Source organism: Xenorhabdus griffiniae (assembly GCF_001028135.1).
Classification (GTDB): Bacteria; Pseudomonadota; Gammaproteobacteria; order Enterobacterales; family Enterobacteriaceae; genus Xenorhabdus; species Xenorhabdus bakwenae.
Genome location: NZ_LDNM01000075.1, coordinates 1 through 15,224, shown reverse-complemented (window position 1 = coordinate 15,224; position 15,224 = coordinate 1). Strand labels below are relative to the sequence as shown.

General features: G+C 46.0%; 14 protein-coding genes and 1 pseudogene. 3 read left to right on the top strand and 12 right to left on the bottom strand.

Annotated elements, in window-relative coordinates; translation table 11 throughout:
* Positions 1-2 precede the first annotated feature (2 nt).
* Positions 3-2,741 (top strand): DUF927 domain-containing protein, encoded by a 2,739-nt coding sequence (locus AAY47_RS14460; RefSeq protein ID WP_047770842.1) that lies wholly within the window; start codon positions 3-5, stop codon positions 2,739-2,741.
* A 478-nt stretch (positions 2,742-3,219) separates the two neighbouring features.
* Here AAY47_RS14460 and AAY47_RS14455 read toward each other — a convergent pair whose 3' ends face one another.
* From AAY47_RS14455 to AAY47_RS14420, 7 genes are all read right to left on the bottom strand, one after another.
* The gene (locus tag AAY47_RS14455) at positions 3,220-3,483 is read right to left on the bottom strand and encodes a PAAR domain-containing protein (RefSeq protein WP_047770841.1); all 264 of its coding nucleotides are present in this window, start codon (positions 3,481-3,483) and stop codon (positions 3,220-3,222) included.
* 37 nt (positions 3,484-3,520) lie between these two features.
* Complete coding sequence (locus AAY47_RS22795) at positions 3,521-4,276, bottom strand: hypothetical protein (RefSeq protein WP_235428364.1); 756 nt, start codon at positions 4,274-4,276, stop codon at positions 3,521-3,523.
* Positions 4,277-4,376: 100 nt separating this feature from the next.
* A complete protein-coding gene (locus tag AAY47_RS14445; protein WP_053014294.1) occupies positions 4,377-5,006 on the bottom strand; it encodes a hypothetical protein in 630 nt (209 codons plus the stop codon).
* Complete coding sequence (locus AAY47_RS22790) at positions 5,003-6,388, bottom strand: hypothetical protein (RefSeq protein ID WP_235428363.1); 1,386 nt, start codon at positions 6,386-6,388, stop codon at positions 5,003-5,005. The genes AAY47_RS14445 and AAY47_RS22790 overlap by 4 nt, the downstream gene beginning before the upstream one ends.
* Positions 6,388-6,879, bottom strand: coding sequence for a DUF4123 domain-containing protein (locus AAY47_RS14430; protein WP_047770839.1), 492 nt, complete (start codon positions 6,877-6,879; stop codon positions 6,388-6,390). Before AAY47_RS14430 ends, AAY47_RS22790 begins: the two co-directional genes overlap by 1 nt.
* A complete protein-coding gene (locus tag AAY47_RS14425; RefSeq protein WP_047770838.1) occupies positions 6,879-8,891 on the bottom strand; it encodes a type VI secretion system Vgr family protein in 2,013 nt (670 codons plus the stop codon). Before AAY47_RS14425 ends, AAY47_RS14430 begins: the two co-directional genes overlap by 1 nt.
* A 31-nt stretch (positions 8,892-8,922) precedes the next feature.
* Positions 8,923-10,710: a type VI secretion system baseplate subunit TssF gene (locus AAY47_RS14420; protein WP_047770837.1), complete on the bottom strand. Its 1,788-nt coding sequence runs from the start codon at positions 10,708-10,710 to the stop codon at positions 8,923-8,925.
* Positions 10,711-11,727: 1,017 nt separating this feature from the next.
* On the opposite strand from AAY47_RS14420, the gene AAY47_RS14415 reads away from it, so the two are divergent.
* Entirely contained in the window at positions 11,728-12,597 is an 870-nt protein-coding gene (locus AAY47_RS14415) for an integrase domain-containing protein (protein ID WP_047770836.1), read from the top strand.
* Positions 12,598-12,858: 261 nt separating this feature from the next.
* Positions 12,859-13,131, top strand: a complete 273-nt coding sequence (locus AAY47_RS14410; protein WP_047770835.1) for a helix-turn-helix domain-containing protein — start codon at positions 12,859-12,861, stop codon at positions 13,129-13,131.
* A gap of 239 nt (positions 13,132-13,370) precedes the next feature.
* Here the strand turns inward: AAY47_RS14410 and AAY47_RS14405 are convergent.
* From AAY47_RS14405 to AAY47_RS20755, 5 genes and pseudogenes are all read right to left on the bottom strand, one after another.
* Positions 13,371-13,661, bottom strand: a pseudogene (locus AAY47_RS14405) (DUF3438 family protein); the annotation flags it as partial.
* On the bottom strand, positions 13,658-14,314 hold the full coding sequence (locus tag AAY47_RS14400) for a PFL_4703 family integrating conjugative element protein (RefSeq protein ID WP_047770833.1): 657 nt from the start codon (positions 14,312-14,314) through the stop codon (positions 13,658-13,660). The pseudogene AAY47_RS14405 and the gene AAY47_RS14400, both read right to left, overlap by 4 nt.
* The gene (locus AAY47_RS14395) at positions 14,311-14,667 is read right to left on the bottom strand and encodes a TIGR03750 family conjugal transfer protein (RefSeq protein ID WP_047770832.1); all 357 of its coding nucleotides are present in this window, start codon (positions 14,665-14,667) and stop codon (positions 14,311-14,313) included. Before AAY47_RS14395 ends, AAY47_RS14400 begins: the two co-directional genes overlap by 4 nt.
* A 10-nt stretch (positions 14,668-14,677) precedes the next feature.
* Complete coding sequence (locus AAY47_RS14390) at positions 14,678-15,010, bottom strand: TIGR03745 family integrating conjugative element membrane protein (RefSeq protein ID WP_235428322.1); 333 nt, start codon at positions 15,008-15,010, stop codon at positions 14,678-14,680.
* A 79-nt stretch (positions 15,011-15,089) separates the two neighbouring features.
* Positions 15,090-15,224 (bottom strand): TIGR03758 family integrating conjugative element protein (locus tag AAY47_RS20755; RefSeq protein ID WP_072059802.1); only part of this gene is annotated, 135 nt, incomplete at its 5' end.

The window sequence follows — 15,224 nt, the reverse complement described above, 5'->3', positions numbered from 1 at the left end:
ACATGAGTCAGGGAAATACTAATCAGAAAAGCAGCCCGATTGATGTCATCCGAGCGGTGAAGCAATCCGCCGTCAATCATTGGCAAAACCTGTTACCCGCTTGTGGCGTTGATGTTCCGGTAAAGGGTAAGAATGGCGCTTGCCCGATATGCGGTGGCACTGACCGCTTTCATTTTATCGATGATCACCATCATGGCGACTGGCATTGTCGCCAGTGTGATGAACCGAATCACGGTGATGGGCTGGATTTGGTGGCGAGAACCAAAGGGATCACAATTTTTGAAGCCGCAAAAGTGGTTGCGGATGCTCTGGCGCTACCTTTCACGAAACTCAAGCCCGCCAAAGAAATCACTTATCCAACACAGCCGATTGCCGAAAGAGTCGCCGCGTTGATGGCGCAAACTGTTACCGGGCAATCGCCCTATCTGACGACAAAAGGGCTGCAATATCCTAATCAGCGTTTGTTGGAAGACGGTTCATTATTAATCCCATTGATAACGCTGGATAAAAAAGTAACCGGTGCGCAGATCATTAAGCCCAATGGCAAGAAAAAATTACTATCCGGCAGTCAAAAGAAAGGTGCATTTGTTGCGTTGTCAGCATTGAACGAGAATCCTGACACGCTGGTTATTACCGAGGGCTATGCTACCGCACTTACCGTTTACCAGTTCTATTATGGTGCTGTTCTGGCCGCACTGGATGCCGGTAATTTGCTTTCTGTTGCCAAAGCCGTCCGGGAATGCTGGCCTGATACGAACATCATTATTGCCGCAGATAACGACTGGCATCACCCTGATGAACTGGATAAGAGCGGTAAACCAAAAACAAATATCGGCAAGGTTTCGGCAGAGAAAGCCGCTCTTGCGGTGAATGGCTGGGTTACATTGCCACCTACAGAGCACAAAGCTGATTGGGATGATTACCGTCAGCGATATGGTATTGAGGCTACGCATCAGGCATTCAGTAACGGGTTGTATCAAGTAGAAGAGAAAGCGTCAGTGGCAAAACCAGCGGTCATTCATTCAGATGAATGCCGGGAGAAAGAATACGATCCGTTAAAGCCTCATATTGATATTCGCAAGAACGGCATTTACTGGGTTGAGCCTAAAGAGCAAGGCGGCGAAATCGTCGAGATTGAAAAATGGCTCAGTGATTACATGGAGGTTGTTGGCATTGGTAATGATGGTAGCGAAGGTTATCTCATCATTAAGCTGCGTCAGGAAGGGACAGGGAAATGTATCGTTGAAGCTCTGCCACGCCGTGAAATCGGGATGCCTGTTGGCTGGGCAAGATTGCGCTCGCGGGGAATGAATATCACCGTAAAAAACAGCCTATTGCCTGTATTGGCTGAACATTTGCAACGCAGCGGTGATCGCCGTGAATGGGTTGTGACACAAAAGGCTGGCTGGCATTGCGGAGCCTATGTGATGCCGGACGGTGAAATCATCGGTCAGCCTTATATGCCTGTCGCGTTCAGCGGTGGCACATCAGCAATTGCCGGTTATGTGGTCAGGGGAAGCACCGAAGAATGGAAAACACACGTTGCCTCATTGCTGCAAGGCAACCGCTCAATGATGCTGGGCGTACTGGTAGGATTGTCTGCCTCGCTTAACTCACTGACAGGTGGTAGCTGCTTTGGCGTGCATTTATTTGCTCAATCCTCAGCAGGGAAAACCACCACTGTTGAGGCTGCCAGCAGCTTATACGGCGATCCCGAAGAATTGAAGTTATCATGGCACGGCACTAACCACGGCTTAAATAACGAAGCCGCCGCCCGTAATGATGGTTTCATGCCCATTGATGAAATCGGCCAAAGTTCGAATCCGAAAGAAGTCGCTAACAGTGCTTACAGCCTGTTTAACGGTGTCGGCAAAATTCAGGGAAAACGGGAAGGAGGAAACCGTGCCGTGATCCGCTGGAAAATTGCCGCCCTTTCAACGGGCGAGGAAGATTTAGAAACCTTCCTGATCAAAGGCGGGATCACGCCCAAGGCCGGACAGCTCGTCAGGCTGCTTAGTGTGCCCTTTATTGATACTGAATTTTTCAATGGTTATGAAGACGGTGATTCCCATGCAAGGGCAATCAAGCGAGAATCTAAACGCTATTGCGGTGCAGCCGGTCGTAAATGGATTTTATGGTTGTCTGAACATCAGGAGCAGGCCATCGAACTTACTTCCCGTAAAGAAAAAGAGTGGCTTGATGGCCTGCCAGAAGAAGCCTCAGCTCAAGTCAAACGTGTGGCCGTTCGTTTCGCGTTACTGGATGCCACCGGAGAGCTGGCAACCCATATCACTGGCTGGAGTAAAGAAGCGTGCCATGCTGCGATAAAGCAAAGTTTCGATGACTGGTTAGCGGATTTTGGCATCGGGAACCGGGAAAAATATCAGGTTGTTACCCGTACCCGTGACTTTATCCAGAAATACGGACTTTCACGTTTCCAGCCTTACACCTACGGCAGGCCAAACGGTGATATTGATACGTCACACGCCATGAGAATTAATGATCTTGCCGGGTATCTGGTGAACAACCGTCGTGATGATGGACAGGTGGAATATCATATTATCCCCAGTGTATTTGAAGCAGAGATATTGCAGGGATTGCAGAAGAAATCGGGTTTTGAAGCCTTAGAAGAGGCCGGAATGTTGGTTAAAGCTGAAAAAGACCGCTTTATCAGTAAAACTATTTCAGTAAATGGCACTCAAGGGCGGTTTGTCGTACTGGTTTTCAGGGATGAAGATTAGCGTTCACGTAAGGTTAAAAAACGTTGGGATAACGGGATATCGGGATAAGAGAGATTTATTTTAATAAATATCAGTTAGTTATAGTTATTTAAATTATCCCGTGTTATCCCGCCCTATCCCGTAACATTACGTGATTACAAATAAAGCGATATTGTGACAGTGGCGGTTATCCCGAAAAAGATTTTTCTTTGGCGGGTTGTAATTAATTGAATTTAAATGAATTAAAAGTGATAACGTCCTGTTACGGGATAAGCTGGGATAACGTGGGATAGGTCAACTATATGAAATATATAATAAATATGTCATTTATCCCGTTATCCCGTGAAAATCAGTGTAGTTATATAGAGATAACCAATTGTAATGGTCATGTTTTTCGGCTCTCCGTATTACCGGGTTAATGTATTAGTCCGGTAATACGGAGAAGACAAGCGAAGCGCGTCAGTATCACTCTGAACAGGTCAAAATGATAGTTGTTTGATTAAGCAAGAAATCCTTTCTGGCTGGCAATCAGTTTTGCCCCGCAAGCTGTGCTCATGCCTTCCAAGGCAATCTGTTTTTCCCGATACTTTAAAGTCTCACTCCCTTCTACTATAGGGAATGTGTCTTCACATTTTGGGCAAACAACTAAATCACCTTTGCCAGCAATAGGAACTCCCTGATAGACATAACCATCAATAGCAGTGATCACTTTACCACCGTGATCAGTTGTATCGTTTAACCGGATAACGGCTCTATTTGGCATATTTACTCCCTCCATAATCGGATAAAATATTTCTATGTTATTGAAGAAATGATTTCAAATAATCTTTGACCTGATTTTCCATTTCCATAATGAGCGAATCAGTATCAGAATGATATTGTTTGAACAATCTTGTATTTAAATGAGGCAAGAAAATATCCTGATCGAATTTATGTCCTAATAAAAACATTGTTAGTGTTAAAAATGCTGAATGGTTGGCACTTTTTATGTCATACTGATTCGATTTTTCAATACCAAATTGGATAAATTTCTTGATATTATCCTGTTTTATATATTGATATTTTTTCGAGAATAGGGAACTCAATAATACATCTACGTTACTTTCATAAGTATTCCATTGAACATCCAAGCGTTCAATATTGATATTTTGAAATTTAAGTATACTGGTTTTCAGGTTTTCGTCTTGTTCGCCATGTATTTCATTAAAATATCGAGTGACCTCATGATAAAGTAAACTTGTTTTTTCTAATTGTCCAAGGTGGGAGTGATTATCAAAGATTGCCTTTATCCATACATATTGTGGGTCAGTCTGAAATTCTGTACCAAACAAAATAAACATATCAATATAAAACTGAACGGCACCACGTTGATCAAAACCCTCATTTTTCGCTTTTCCTACTGCATTTTCCAGCGCTGATCTTAAACCATCTTTACCTAATTTTATATCAAGATAGGGATAGGATTCATTACAATGCACTACCAATTCATCAATATAAGTATTGAATGAATGTTTTTTTAGCATATTCCATTGGTCTTCGTTAAGTTCTATTGTCATATTTATGATATCTCCGATCATAATAGCTAATACTATAGCTGCTGGTGAAATATATTTTTCATCGTATTGAAAACCCAGCAACTATAGTTTTTAAAATTTATTATTTATATGAATCAATTTTTCCGGCAAGGTAATCTCTGTATGTCAAAAAGTCCCTATTAGCTTTATGCCAACCTCCTTCTTTGTAAATCCCACCAAGTGAACTATACAAATAACTTCCATTACATATTTCCCTTATCATTTTAACTTCATATTTATTACCATTATATAAAAATGAAATAAGAAACATATCATGTTCTGGTTTCAATGATTTCTGATCAAACTGGCTATATATATATTCATAACTCATTTTATTCTCCATTAAATCAGAGAATTTCAAAGTATCCATATTTTTTAACGTCTGTAATTCAGGGAAGCTATTTCCTAATTTATCAATTGCAAACTGTAATTCTGTCGTTACATATACAGTATTTAAATCTTCAATAGGAGGGAATTTCTTATTAATTAGAAAGAAATCATTAACTTTAATATACTGAGATGTTGTCAACCACATACTAGCATCAAGCCATACTTTTTTAGATGGAAAGTCTATAGAGTTTTCATCATATACTGAAACATTAACTGCCATCTGATATTTTTGCGTATGCATATAATAAGCTCCCGATAAAACTGAAATTAAAACCATTAAAATAAATATTACTATAAATAATTTACGCTTACATAATTTCATGTATTCCACTCAATAGGTTTATAATTTTGTAGGCCAACTTTCAATCCTTCTGGAGTTTTTGCTGTTCCAGGTAAGTGCCAAGAGCCATTTGGAGCAATAGGGCCGCCACCATTATTTTCATTATCCATTCTTTCTTTCAAGTCTCGATTACGTTTTTGCATTATGTCATAATCTTTAGGTTTCTCTGGCGGTTTTGCATTTTTATTTCCTTTTGCTTTCTCTTTTTTATAAGCTTCAATATCAGCCAGATATTTACTCATCACTTCCCCATAGTTTCCTGCATCTTTTATTTCCTTTCCCGTCCCATAAACTATGGTATAAATAGATCGTTTCTCAAATGCTTTGACCTCAACATCCCAAGTGCTCGCCATTCGTTGTGCGGGGCTTTTATCCTGTCCTGCATCTTTTCCTGTAAAATCCCCTCCAGATTCTGAAATACCCGCCCGACAAGCGTAGGTTGTTATTTTAGCATCAAAATCAAATACCGATTCATAGACTTTTTTAATCTCCTCTGGTCCAAAAAGTCCCTCCTCAATATTCTCTCCCTGATAATGAAAAGTGGCATAATCAATAATGCCATGACAAAAAAACACCATCTCCTTAATAAGTCTTTTCTTTTCCTTTCTTTGATTCAGAAAATCGATAAGCCCTTGTTTGTTTTTCACATAGATAATACGGCTGCCTAATGATTTAGTATAATCATTTATTCTTTCAACATCCTTCTGCGTATACCCCTGTTGAAATACCACCATAATGCGTTGCACAGAAAGATCACCTTGACTTGCTTTAGGAAAAAGCTGCAATTGATGTAATCCACAATTAATAAAACGGTACTGATTTCCCAGCGACTCTTTGAATCCTCTAGGAAGGGCTTTTATACTCGGATCCCAGGGCGCTGTTCTGGCACCCACCACGGTAATATAATCATAGCCACTGATATAAGGTTTCTCGGTGGTTGGTTCATTGGTATTTGTGATCAGGCTGATTTGTCTTTCTTCAAGCTCCTTTAATGAACCAAAATTCCCCCCCCTTCTTTCATAACTTTTAGCCAGTTTGCCGACCAGTACAGTCACTTCTTCGGGCTGGCGGGTCACGATACGGTCAGTTTCACCTTTTCCATTTGTCTTACCAAATCCTCTGGCGGGGATAGAAATATAGGCATAAGGCACATTACTCACGTTAACCTGATTATCAATCGGCAATAATTTTAGCTGATGACTGAATTTTTGGTTGCATTTTACACCCGGATCACCAACTTTTCCCGAACAGTTGGGAACGTTAACAGGATGGGTAACTTTACTTTTTTTCTTCACAGTACTTTTTGGTATTTTGTTTTTCAAATCTGATAAGACTGAAGTGATACTGTTTTTGTCCATAGCCATTATTTTCCTTTCACAATGTGATGGTTGTTATCAAGTTGATAACCCCACTCTTCAATATCTTTTGTGAATGCACTCAATTGTTCCGGCGTAAAGATATGCGGAATTTGGTGCAGAACGCGGGGATCGTAAAAACGTAATAATGCCGTTTTGCCTGTCTTTAACCGGATATTTAACTGTGATTCAAGGTGACGGGTCAGTTTGTCCAATGACTGTGTTGAGTACAGCCAGGAAACTGAGGGGGCGGCGCTTTCCAGCCGTAAGAATTTTTCTTCCCATGCCTGAGCCTGAGTCATATCAAATAACCACGGCCCGGCAAAGGCGATTTCCGCATCCGGGAATTGCCGGAATAGCGGATTGTTCGCTCCCTCAAGATAAGTCAATTCGTCACCAAAGCAGCGCTCGTACTGTAAACCATCCACCAACGCATATAATTTCATCTCCGGGCAGGTTTTCCGGTATTTTTCCCATTTTTCCTTTAATGTGGTCATCATCATTCTCCCCTCATGACCATAACCGAACCCGTTGATGCCGCTTCCATTAAGCAGGATAGGCAAATTTTTTCCGGTGGTGCGGTAACCATTTTCTCCGCCTGAGTCACATTAATGGGTGACAGCTTATCCAGCATATCCGGTAACTTGCCGCCCCAGCCTGAGCCATTACCTGGGGCACCACTGCCAAAGTTAACCGCAGCGCTGCTGGTGATCCCACCTGCATCAATTTTCAAGAAATGCCCTGCGGCCTGAATGGTCAGTTCAGAACCTGCATCAATCACTACTTTAGCGCCGGAACTCAGATGAATTTCATTGCCACTTTGTGTCAGCAGGGCATCGTCCGTCTTGATATGGAGCTTTTGCCCAGTTGACAGGGAAATATCATTGTTTGCCTGGACACGGTATTCATTATCCACGCGTAAATGCGCATCATTTTTAATATGGTGTGTGCGGTTATGACCAATATTGCTGGTTTCGTCATTGAGTACCTGGTTTTTCATGTCCTTTTGCGCATGAATAAACACTTCCTCACTGCCTTTGGCATCTTCAAAGCGCAGTTCGTTAAAGCCTTCCCCTTTGTGGGTTTTGGTCTTAAACGTGGTGCGGGTCTTGGCGGCTGGTAAATCCAATGGTGGTCGGTTGACGGCATTGTAGACGCATCCCGTGACAATGGGCCGGTCAATATCGCCATTGAGGTAAGAGACAATGACTTCCTGCCCGATGCGCGGAATAGCCATAAAGCCAAAACCGTTGCCATTCCAGCCCTGAGCCACCCGAACCCAGCAGGACGCGCTGTCATCGGCCTTGTCGTAGCGGTTCCAATGGAAATGCACTTTAATCGCGCCGTCTTTGTTAACGAATATTTCCTCCCCTTCCGGCCCCACCACCGTCGCACTTTCATCGCCGTCAGCCAGCGGTTTGTAGTGGAAAGGCGGGCGCCAGTCCGCCAGGCCATCCATAAAGCCGAATTGGTTGCTTAGCGTGGTGCCTCCGCCGCTGTTGTCTCCCAGTGCCTGCGGGCAGCGTCCCTGGTGACTAATTGTGATAATCTGCCAACGCGCATTCAATGGCGTGTGCGGGTGATTGTCGATTTCGAAGATTTTGCCCGGCATCAGTTTGATGCAGTTGCTGTTGCCGCTGCCGTTTTGACGCTGGGTATCAAACGCCTCATGGCGATATTTAACAAACGGAATTGCCGCCGCATCGCGTTGAAAACGGCCATAGCTTTCATAGATGGTATACGGGCTGGTTGCACCAAATTCCCGCAGCGCCGGGCTGCTTTCCATATGGGACAGGGCGTAAAACGGGTGGGCTGGGGTGTAATCTTTGTGGATACTGCGCAGTGGTGCCATGCCGACCCCCAGCCGCACCTGATAAATGGCGTCGATACCGTGGGCCGTTTCCGGCTGCGGGTTATATTGTAGCGGCAGGTTAGCGGTCATCCCCAGATGGCTGTCACTGAAAAATAACTTTTCATCCTCAAACCAGAAACTGATACCTTCTTCCGCGGCCAGCCGACAGAAAAACGCATAATCGGATTCCCGTTTCTGGGTGGTGTATTCCCTGCTCTGGTGCGCGTCTTCCAGTTGGGAATCTGCGAGAACTTTATGTTTTTTCAGCAACAGGTTCATGATATCCGGCACACTCTGGCGGTGGTAAATATGGCTGTCCTGATTGAGGGTCAGCCGCCAGAGGAACGGGCGCATGGTGAAGGTATACAGAGTCTTATTGCCATCGGTGCCGCACCAGTCGGCATGGGAAATGATGCCGGTGATTTTGCGTTGCTCTGTCTCACCGTGGAAAACCTGTAATACGGCTTCCTGCATCAACAGTGCAGTTAAATCAATATCCGGCTGTGGTTTGAAAGGATTGTCAGGCAGGGACTGAACCAGCGTCAGGTTCAGGGTAAAAAGGTCAGAAAGCCCTTCCCGCAGGGTGAAATCCGCCACAGCAAAGGTATCTTCGGGTAAGTTCCCTATCCGGCAAACAAAACGTAATCCACTTTTTTGCATTATTTCTCCTTATTTTTCTGTTATTACAGCATTACATTTCACTGCGCAGGCCAAGCTGTTGTTTGAATTCCCATAACACTGTCTGCCCACCCTGCCGATAAATTTCTAACATGATGAAATTATTCCGCACGACAAAGCACGCCAGCAGTTGGTCAACCATCCGGCAGAACTGATACATCACGCCGTCATTTTCATAACACGCCGGATCAAGGTAGATGTGCAAGGTGTTGCCATTAATCACGCGTCCCTGACCCGATTTGGTGTTGTCAAGGCGGCTGCCCGGCAGGGCGTCAATATGGACAATGCCGTTAATGTGCTGCTGCATCCGGCGGCTGAGGGCGCGATCATGGCTGGCATAACAATCATATAAACGGAGAAAATCTTTCAGTGATTCAGCATGGAAAAGCAAAAATGGCGGACAGTTTAAGAGGTTAATCAATGACCAGTCTGATTTTCCCATTACCATCGGCGGAAAATCGGGGGAAACTGGCGTGATATTGCTCGCGTATAAATGCGCAGGCACCGATTCTTGTGTCAGCGTAATGTCACCGATACCCAGCTTCATGGCCTGCACATGGTAGCCGATGAAGTGGGCACATACGGACTGGGGTGACAGGTTATTCGCCGCTTTCCCATCCATCCCGAAAAAGTGTATCTGGTTGTAAAGGCGCCCCAGTAAATCGTCGGTTATCAGCGACTGAAAATAGACGTTATCGGGTTCACTGGCATCCAGCAGCCAGTCGTTTTTGACGTGAAACTGGCTAATGGGCAGAAAATGACAGGGCTTGCCACGCGGAGCGTTTCCCTGAGCATTTTTCTCACCCGGTTGTTTCGCGGTTTGGATGTTTTTAACACGAAAAAGCCGCTCCGTTTCGGCCAGCGGCAACGGATAACACGGGTTATCGGGCGTGAGTGAAACAGGCGGGCTGACCATCGACACCAGATGCACCGCCGGGACACAACCCAACTGAAAGGCATCACCCAGCTCATCGATTGGCAGCTCGCCTTGCAGGCGGATAACCAGCTCACAAGAACCATCTGGGTTTAATGCCAAATCGCGTTGCTCATTGATAGCTAACGTCATAAAGTTAAACACATGAGGCAGGCAATAAAACTCAGTCATCTGTTGCAGACGAGCGAACAGCAGGTTTTCCGTGGGCAACAGGGGCTGCCGTAAATTCTCAGCCCAGCCCAGAAACTGACTGTTTCGGAGTCTTTTTTCATCCTCTGTCGTGCGTAGGTAGACCTCATCAATGTGCGCATCCAGCCACAAACTTAGTTGTGCCGCCCGGTGTGGATCGGTGCCCAGAAAGAAATACAGCTTTCCACCTGACCAGGCTGCCGAGGTATTTCCTGTCCGGTGCAGCGTCAGCACAATATCACTGTATTCCCGTGTCTTTTGGATCTGTTTATCCCGCACCACAAACGGCTCGATATGCAAAGGGCGGCAGGTGTGAAACGGTAAATTCTGTTCCTCTTGTACCGCGGTTATTGGTGTGCCCTGTGGAATATTGACCGCGCCCTGATGAATACCCTTATGGGGGCTGAATTGAATGATCGTGGTCGGGGGGACGGGACGCAGGGCATGCGGCCAGATGCGATCCAACATTTCATGGGTAACTTGCGGAAAGTCGTCTTCAACGGTGCTACGTACATTTGAAGACAGGAGAGCAGTACCTTCCAGTAAACGCTGGATATCCGGGTCATTGGGATGATCCAGAAATGGGGCTAAATGCGGGTTTTCGGCGGCGACTAACTTCATCTTTTCGCGCAGGTAGGCCAGCTCTTGTAGGTACAGCGATTCCTTCCGATTTTTCATGTTTTTCTTCCATACAGAGGCATTCAAACTATTCACTTATCGGTATTTAATTGAAAATCTTTATGAATAATAAAGAAAATTTCGTTTCTTTGCTTATCGCGCGAAATTATACGTTAATTTAATTAATAAATTTCGATTTTTGTTTCAAATACAGAGTTTAAGCAACATTTTAAAATATAGGCTCAGCAACCCATTGACCTTATCCGGCTCAGCCGTTAGCATCTTTCCTGTACCTTAATGATCTCATCGCCTGCAAAGATCGCCTTCGGGTGGCGAAATAAAACTCCTGTAGCCTGAAAGGGAGAGCAAATATTGCGGTACATCTGCCCACCTTTGGAAGCAGATATTGTCAGGACACTAAACCCTCGTCTGGCAATGAAGGTTTCTTAAACTAAAAATACGCCCAAAAGGTGTTTTTACATTGTCACTGAAGTGTATTGAACGTGGGTTCATACACTGACTTTTCAAAGCAAAATAAATAAATTTTACTTCATATTCAATGAATTACTAGATGGCTTTAGTCCATCCGGTCCATACATCTCACGATCACTGTCTGAAATATTCAGCGAACCATTTTTCTACGCCAAAACAATTAACTCACTGCTACCGTTTGGTACTAACTTTGCGGCATTTTAATGCTTGCACAACATCTTCTGACCGTACACAGAACTCAAGGCGTCACTTTTTGCGGATTTATCGCTGAAAGTGACGCCGCAGCCAAAGAACCACACAACTCTGACAGGCTCTCGCCTGCTTCACCCCGCAGTGAATCTGACACTGCATTTTTAGATTGAAAAAGGAGAACTTGACGATATCGAGGCTGGCATTTAGCCGGTGGGGATGACCTGCAAACGCAGGCGGCAGTACAGCGTACTCAACCGATACCCCGCAATACCTCAACCTGCGTTCACTCTGGCGCACAGATATCGATCAAGGGCAAAGCAGGCATTTTCTGTTTTGCCGGAATGATCGCGCGCCAGAGATTGTAGGTTGTCAGGTATAAGCATGGAGAAGCCAATGAGCCGATTGATTAAAGAATTAAAGTTTTTTGCCCGACAAAGCGGCGGTAGTCATAAAACCTGCCATGACCGCATTCGGATTGCAGGGCGTTTGGGGGCGTTATTATTGAGCCTGAATATTCAGGTCAAAAGCCTCAACAATTTGAAAGCCAAGCATGTGGAACAATACGTTGATGCCCGTTTATCTCAGGGAATTGCCAAGCGCACAGTGCAAAATGAAATGTCTGCGCTGCGTAATATCTTCCGCATGGCAGGCCGGGAAAAACTGGAAACTTCGCCACGCTTGAGTAATCAGGCATTGGGATTAAGCGGCACCAGCCGCTCTGGGACAAAACAGGCGATCCCTGATGCCACGTTTCAGGTTGTTTATCAGAAGGCGCTTGAACGTGATGCCGGATTTGCTGTCACATTGAAACTGGCTCGTTTGCTGGGGTTACGTTCTCAGGAAGCGGTGCAATGCAGTGCGTCACTGAAAAGCTGGCGAAAACAGTTAGACCAACCAGAGCCGAAACTGCATGTTGTTTTTGGTACAAAAGGTGGCCGACCAAGACAAACCCGCGTATTGGATATTGTAGCGGTGAAAGAAGCGGTTGAGCAGGCAATGACTATCGCAGAACAACGTGGCGGCAGGTTGATTGACAGACCAGATCTCAAGCAGGCCATGAACTATTGGCGGACACAGACCACAAGGATTGGTTTAACCGGCTGTCATTCGCCTCATAGTCTGCGCTATGCGTGGGCGCAAGATGTCCTGAGTTTTTACCAACAGAATGGTTTTAGTCGGAAGGAAGCAAGAGCATTGGTATCAATGGATTTAGGGCATGGTGATGGTCGCGGGCGTTACGTTGAACGGGTTTATAGCCGTTAAACTTAGCCGTTCAGTTATTGAGTAAGCTAAAACAATCAGTTAAAGTGTCCCCGCCATTAGCCAAATCTAATGGTCGGGGCTTCGCATCCCTGAAATAGCTACCCACTGGTAGGATTTTTCTACCAGTGCGCCTGTTTACACCCATTCAATGGTGGTTCAGGTAGGGGAGGTTTCGACCTCGCCGGAGGGTAGCTACCGGTAATGCGAACCCTGCCTTGAATCACCACCATCAATATTAATGAATGGAAAGGGGTAACAGGAATGAATAACAATAATATTCAAAATGACTGGCATCAGGCCGACATTATCGCCGCATTGCGCAAACGCGGGACAACCTTAGCAGCGGTTTCTCGTGAGGCAGGACTCAGTTCATCGACACTGGCAAATGCATTCAGCAGACCATGGCCGAAAGGTGAATGGATCATTGCAGATTATCTTGGCATCCATCCCTCAGAGATCTGGCCGAGTCGTTATTTCGATTCTTATACTGGTGAATTATTAGAAAGGAAAGCCCGCTCTAAGCCACAGGAATAATCCACTTCAATTTGTGATCAATGTCGTAAAAATGAATATTTTTTATTTCAAGCCCTGAGCGTAAAATGGCAGCAAAATCTGACCATTTTTAACCCTCAAGGCTTTTTTGTTTTAAAGTGATTGAAAATCACACAATTAATGATATAAATAATAAAAATCAGCCATATATGAAAAAAAGTAAACAAAAAAATCTTGGGGCATAAAAGGACATAAATATAATATACCTTTTATATTCAACTAATTATACTTGTTTCTGATTCCTGCAATTGCAGGCGGGTTGGCGGGAAAGTACTGTTAGCTTTCAGGTACACCGCCCCGCCGGCACTTTGTACCCGCAATTTATCACTGAGTGACGGCGGCAAACCGATACGGACATTCCGGTCAGCAAAAATAATGCGTTCCTGCCCCACATTGAGTGAGATGGATAATGGAATACGTTCCCATGTCATCAGCTCATCAGCCTGTGTGCCGACGCTGAACAATAACAAACTGACCCATCCCAGCCAGCGGCCAAATGACACTCTGCTCATTGAAATACGCCCTTTTTCTCTGCCAAAGGTTGCGGCATGGCTTCCAGCCGCTGGGGCATCCCGTCGTAACAATCCAGTGCCAGTCCGAAGGGATTACGCTCGGCATCCCCTTCCCAGCGCACCACTTTCAGCGGATAACGTACCCGTGCCCGTTTAACCGGTTCAGCGTGATAATATTCATCGGCCACCAAATCCAGCCGGACTACCCAGTTATCCCGGTCACGCACCGTCACACTGCGCGTCCCAAAGCCCCGACCGGGAATTTCATACACCACGCGCACCCGGTCGAGCAGCTCACCGCTGTCAGCCCGGGTTCTGGCATCTTCACGCAGAAAATCCTGACAGGCCGGCGTCAGATAAGGGGAAAGCGCATAAATTTTGGCCGGATAGTCCTGTGCCCCGTTTTTCGGCCAGGCATTCAGTTGCTGGAAAATATAAAAGGCGAAACTGTAGACACTGGGGGCGGGGATTTCCCACCACGGGCGTGTGCTGCCGGTGCGTAAGTCCGGCGGATGATGGATGGTGAGATTGCGCGGTGACGCCATCCAGCCCGTCAGGCTCAGTAGCAGGACCAACACCAGAATGCCGCACGCCACTCGCAGGGTCAGAATATGCTGATCCCGGTTTTTCACCGCATGACGAAACCGGCTCATCGCGCTCTCCTGCTTCGGCGCAACGACCAGCCCTGAGCGGCCATAATCAAGGCCGGATCACCGAGACCCAGCCGGCGTTTTTTCTCTTCCAGCTTCAGCCAGAGATAATTTTCCGGCTTGCCACGTTTGAGGTGTGCGAGCCAACGCCCGCCAAAGCTAATCAGTAACAGGGGCATCACCAACATGCCGGTCGGGATCATGACCCAACCGGCTAACGGGATCAGGGGAAGACTGACGGCCAGTCCGAGCGCGATCCCGGCCAGGGCGGTCAGTCCCATCTCCGGCGTGGTAAACCCGCGAAACACCACCGGTTCGGTGTTTAAACGGTCAGGTAAGAAAGCGATCGTCTGCATGGTGACTGCCTTAAAAGATAATGCTGGCCGACTTCGACAGCAGCCAAATCACGGCCACCAACAGCACCACGCCGACCACGACGATGGCGCCAAACTGGGTCCAGGTTGATTTGCCATCCCGCACTTCGGAAAAGGTTTCGACAGCAGCTGAGGCCACTTTAAAAAACGCGACTGCCGAGAGGATCAACCCGCCAATCACAATGCCATCCTGCGCGTACCCTTTAGCCTGTCCCAGCAATCCGCCTCCGCCGCCACTTTTCGGTGGCTCGATAGCGGGCAAATCCGCCCAGGCGGATCGACAGGAAAAGCAGCACAATAAAAGAAAGGCGTTTATTCTGGTCATCAGGCTCGTGCTGATACGCCGGCAGACGGTAAAAATGGGCTTCATATTGACTCTGTTCCTTTTCATTATGTTCGCTGCATTAACTGGCAAACATCCAGACAGCCACGACCAGCAATACCGCGGTTCGAAGGGCAAACTGGCTGAGGGTCTGATTACGCACTTTTTCATTCGCCCAGCCCTGCCAGACATCTACCGCAGCCCAGGCCGCCCAGAA

Excerpts from the sequence above, each read along its gene's own strand:
- AAY47_RS14425 (WP_047770838.1), bottom strand. The coding sequence starts at position 8,891 with ATGCAAAAAAGTGGATTACGTTTTGTTTGCCGGATAGGGAACTTACCC.
- AAY47_RS14410 (WP_047770835.1), top strand. The coding sequence starts at position 12,859 with ATGAATAACAATAATATTCAAAATGACTGGCATCAGGCCGACATTATC.
- AAY47_RS22795 (WP_235428364.1), bottom strand. The coding sequence starts at position 4,276 with ATGACAATAGAACTTAACGAAGACCAATGGAATATGCTAAAAAAACAT.
- AAY47_RS14400 (WP_047770833.1), bottom strand. The coding sequence starts at position 14,314 with ATGAGCCGGTTTCGTCATGCGGTGAAAAACCGGGATCAGCATATTCTG.
- AAY47_RS14430 (WP_047770839.1), bottom strand. The coding sequence starts at position 6,879 with ATGATGACCACATTAAAGGAAAAATGGGAAAAATACCGGAAAACCTGC.
- AAY47_RS22790 (WP_235428363.1), bottom strand. The coding sequence starts at position 6,388 with ATGGCTATGGACAAAAACAGTATCACTTCAGTCTTATCAGATTTGAAA.
- AAY47_RS14420 (WP_047770837.1), bottom strand. The coding sequence starts at position 10,710 with ATGAAAAATCGGAAGGAATCGCTGTACCTACAAGAGCTGGCCTACCTG.
- AAY47_RS14395 (WP_047770832.1), bottom strand. The coding sequence starts at position 14,667 with ATGCAGACGATCGCTTTCTTACCTGACCGTTTAAACACCGAACCGGTG.
- AAY47_RS14455 (WP_047770841.1), bottom strand. The coding sequence starts at position 3,483 with ATGCCAAATAGAGCCGTTATCCGGTTAAACGATACAACTGATCACGGT.
- AAY47_RS14460 (WP_047770842.1), top strand. The coding sequence starts at position 3 with ATGAGTCAGGGAAATACTAATCAGAAAAGCAGCCCGATTGATGTCATC.
- AAY47_RS14415 (WP_047770836.1), top strand. The coding sequence starts at position 11,728 with ATGAGCCGATTGATTAAAGAATTAAAGTTTTTTGCCCGACAAAGCGGC.
- AAY47_RS14390 (WP_235428322.1), bottom strand. The coding sequence starts at position 15,010 with ATGACCAGAATAAACGCCTTTCTTTTATTGTGCTGCTTTTCCTGTCGA.
- AAY47_RS14445 (WP_053014294.1), bottom strand. The coding sequence starts at position 5,006 with ATGAAATTATGTAAGCGTAAATTATTTATAGTAATATTTATTTTAATG.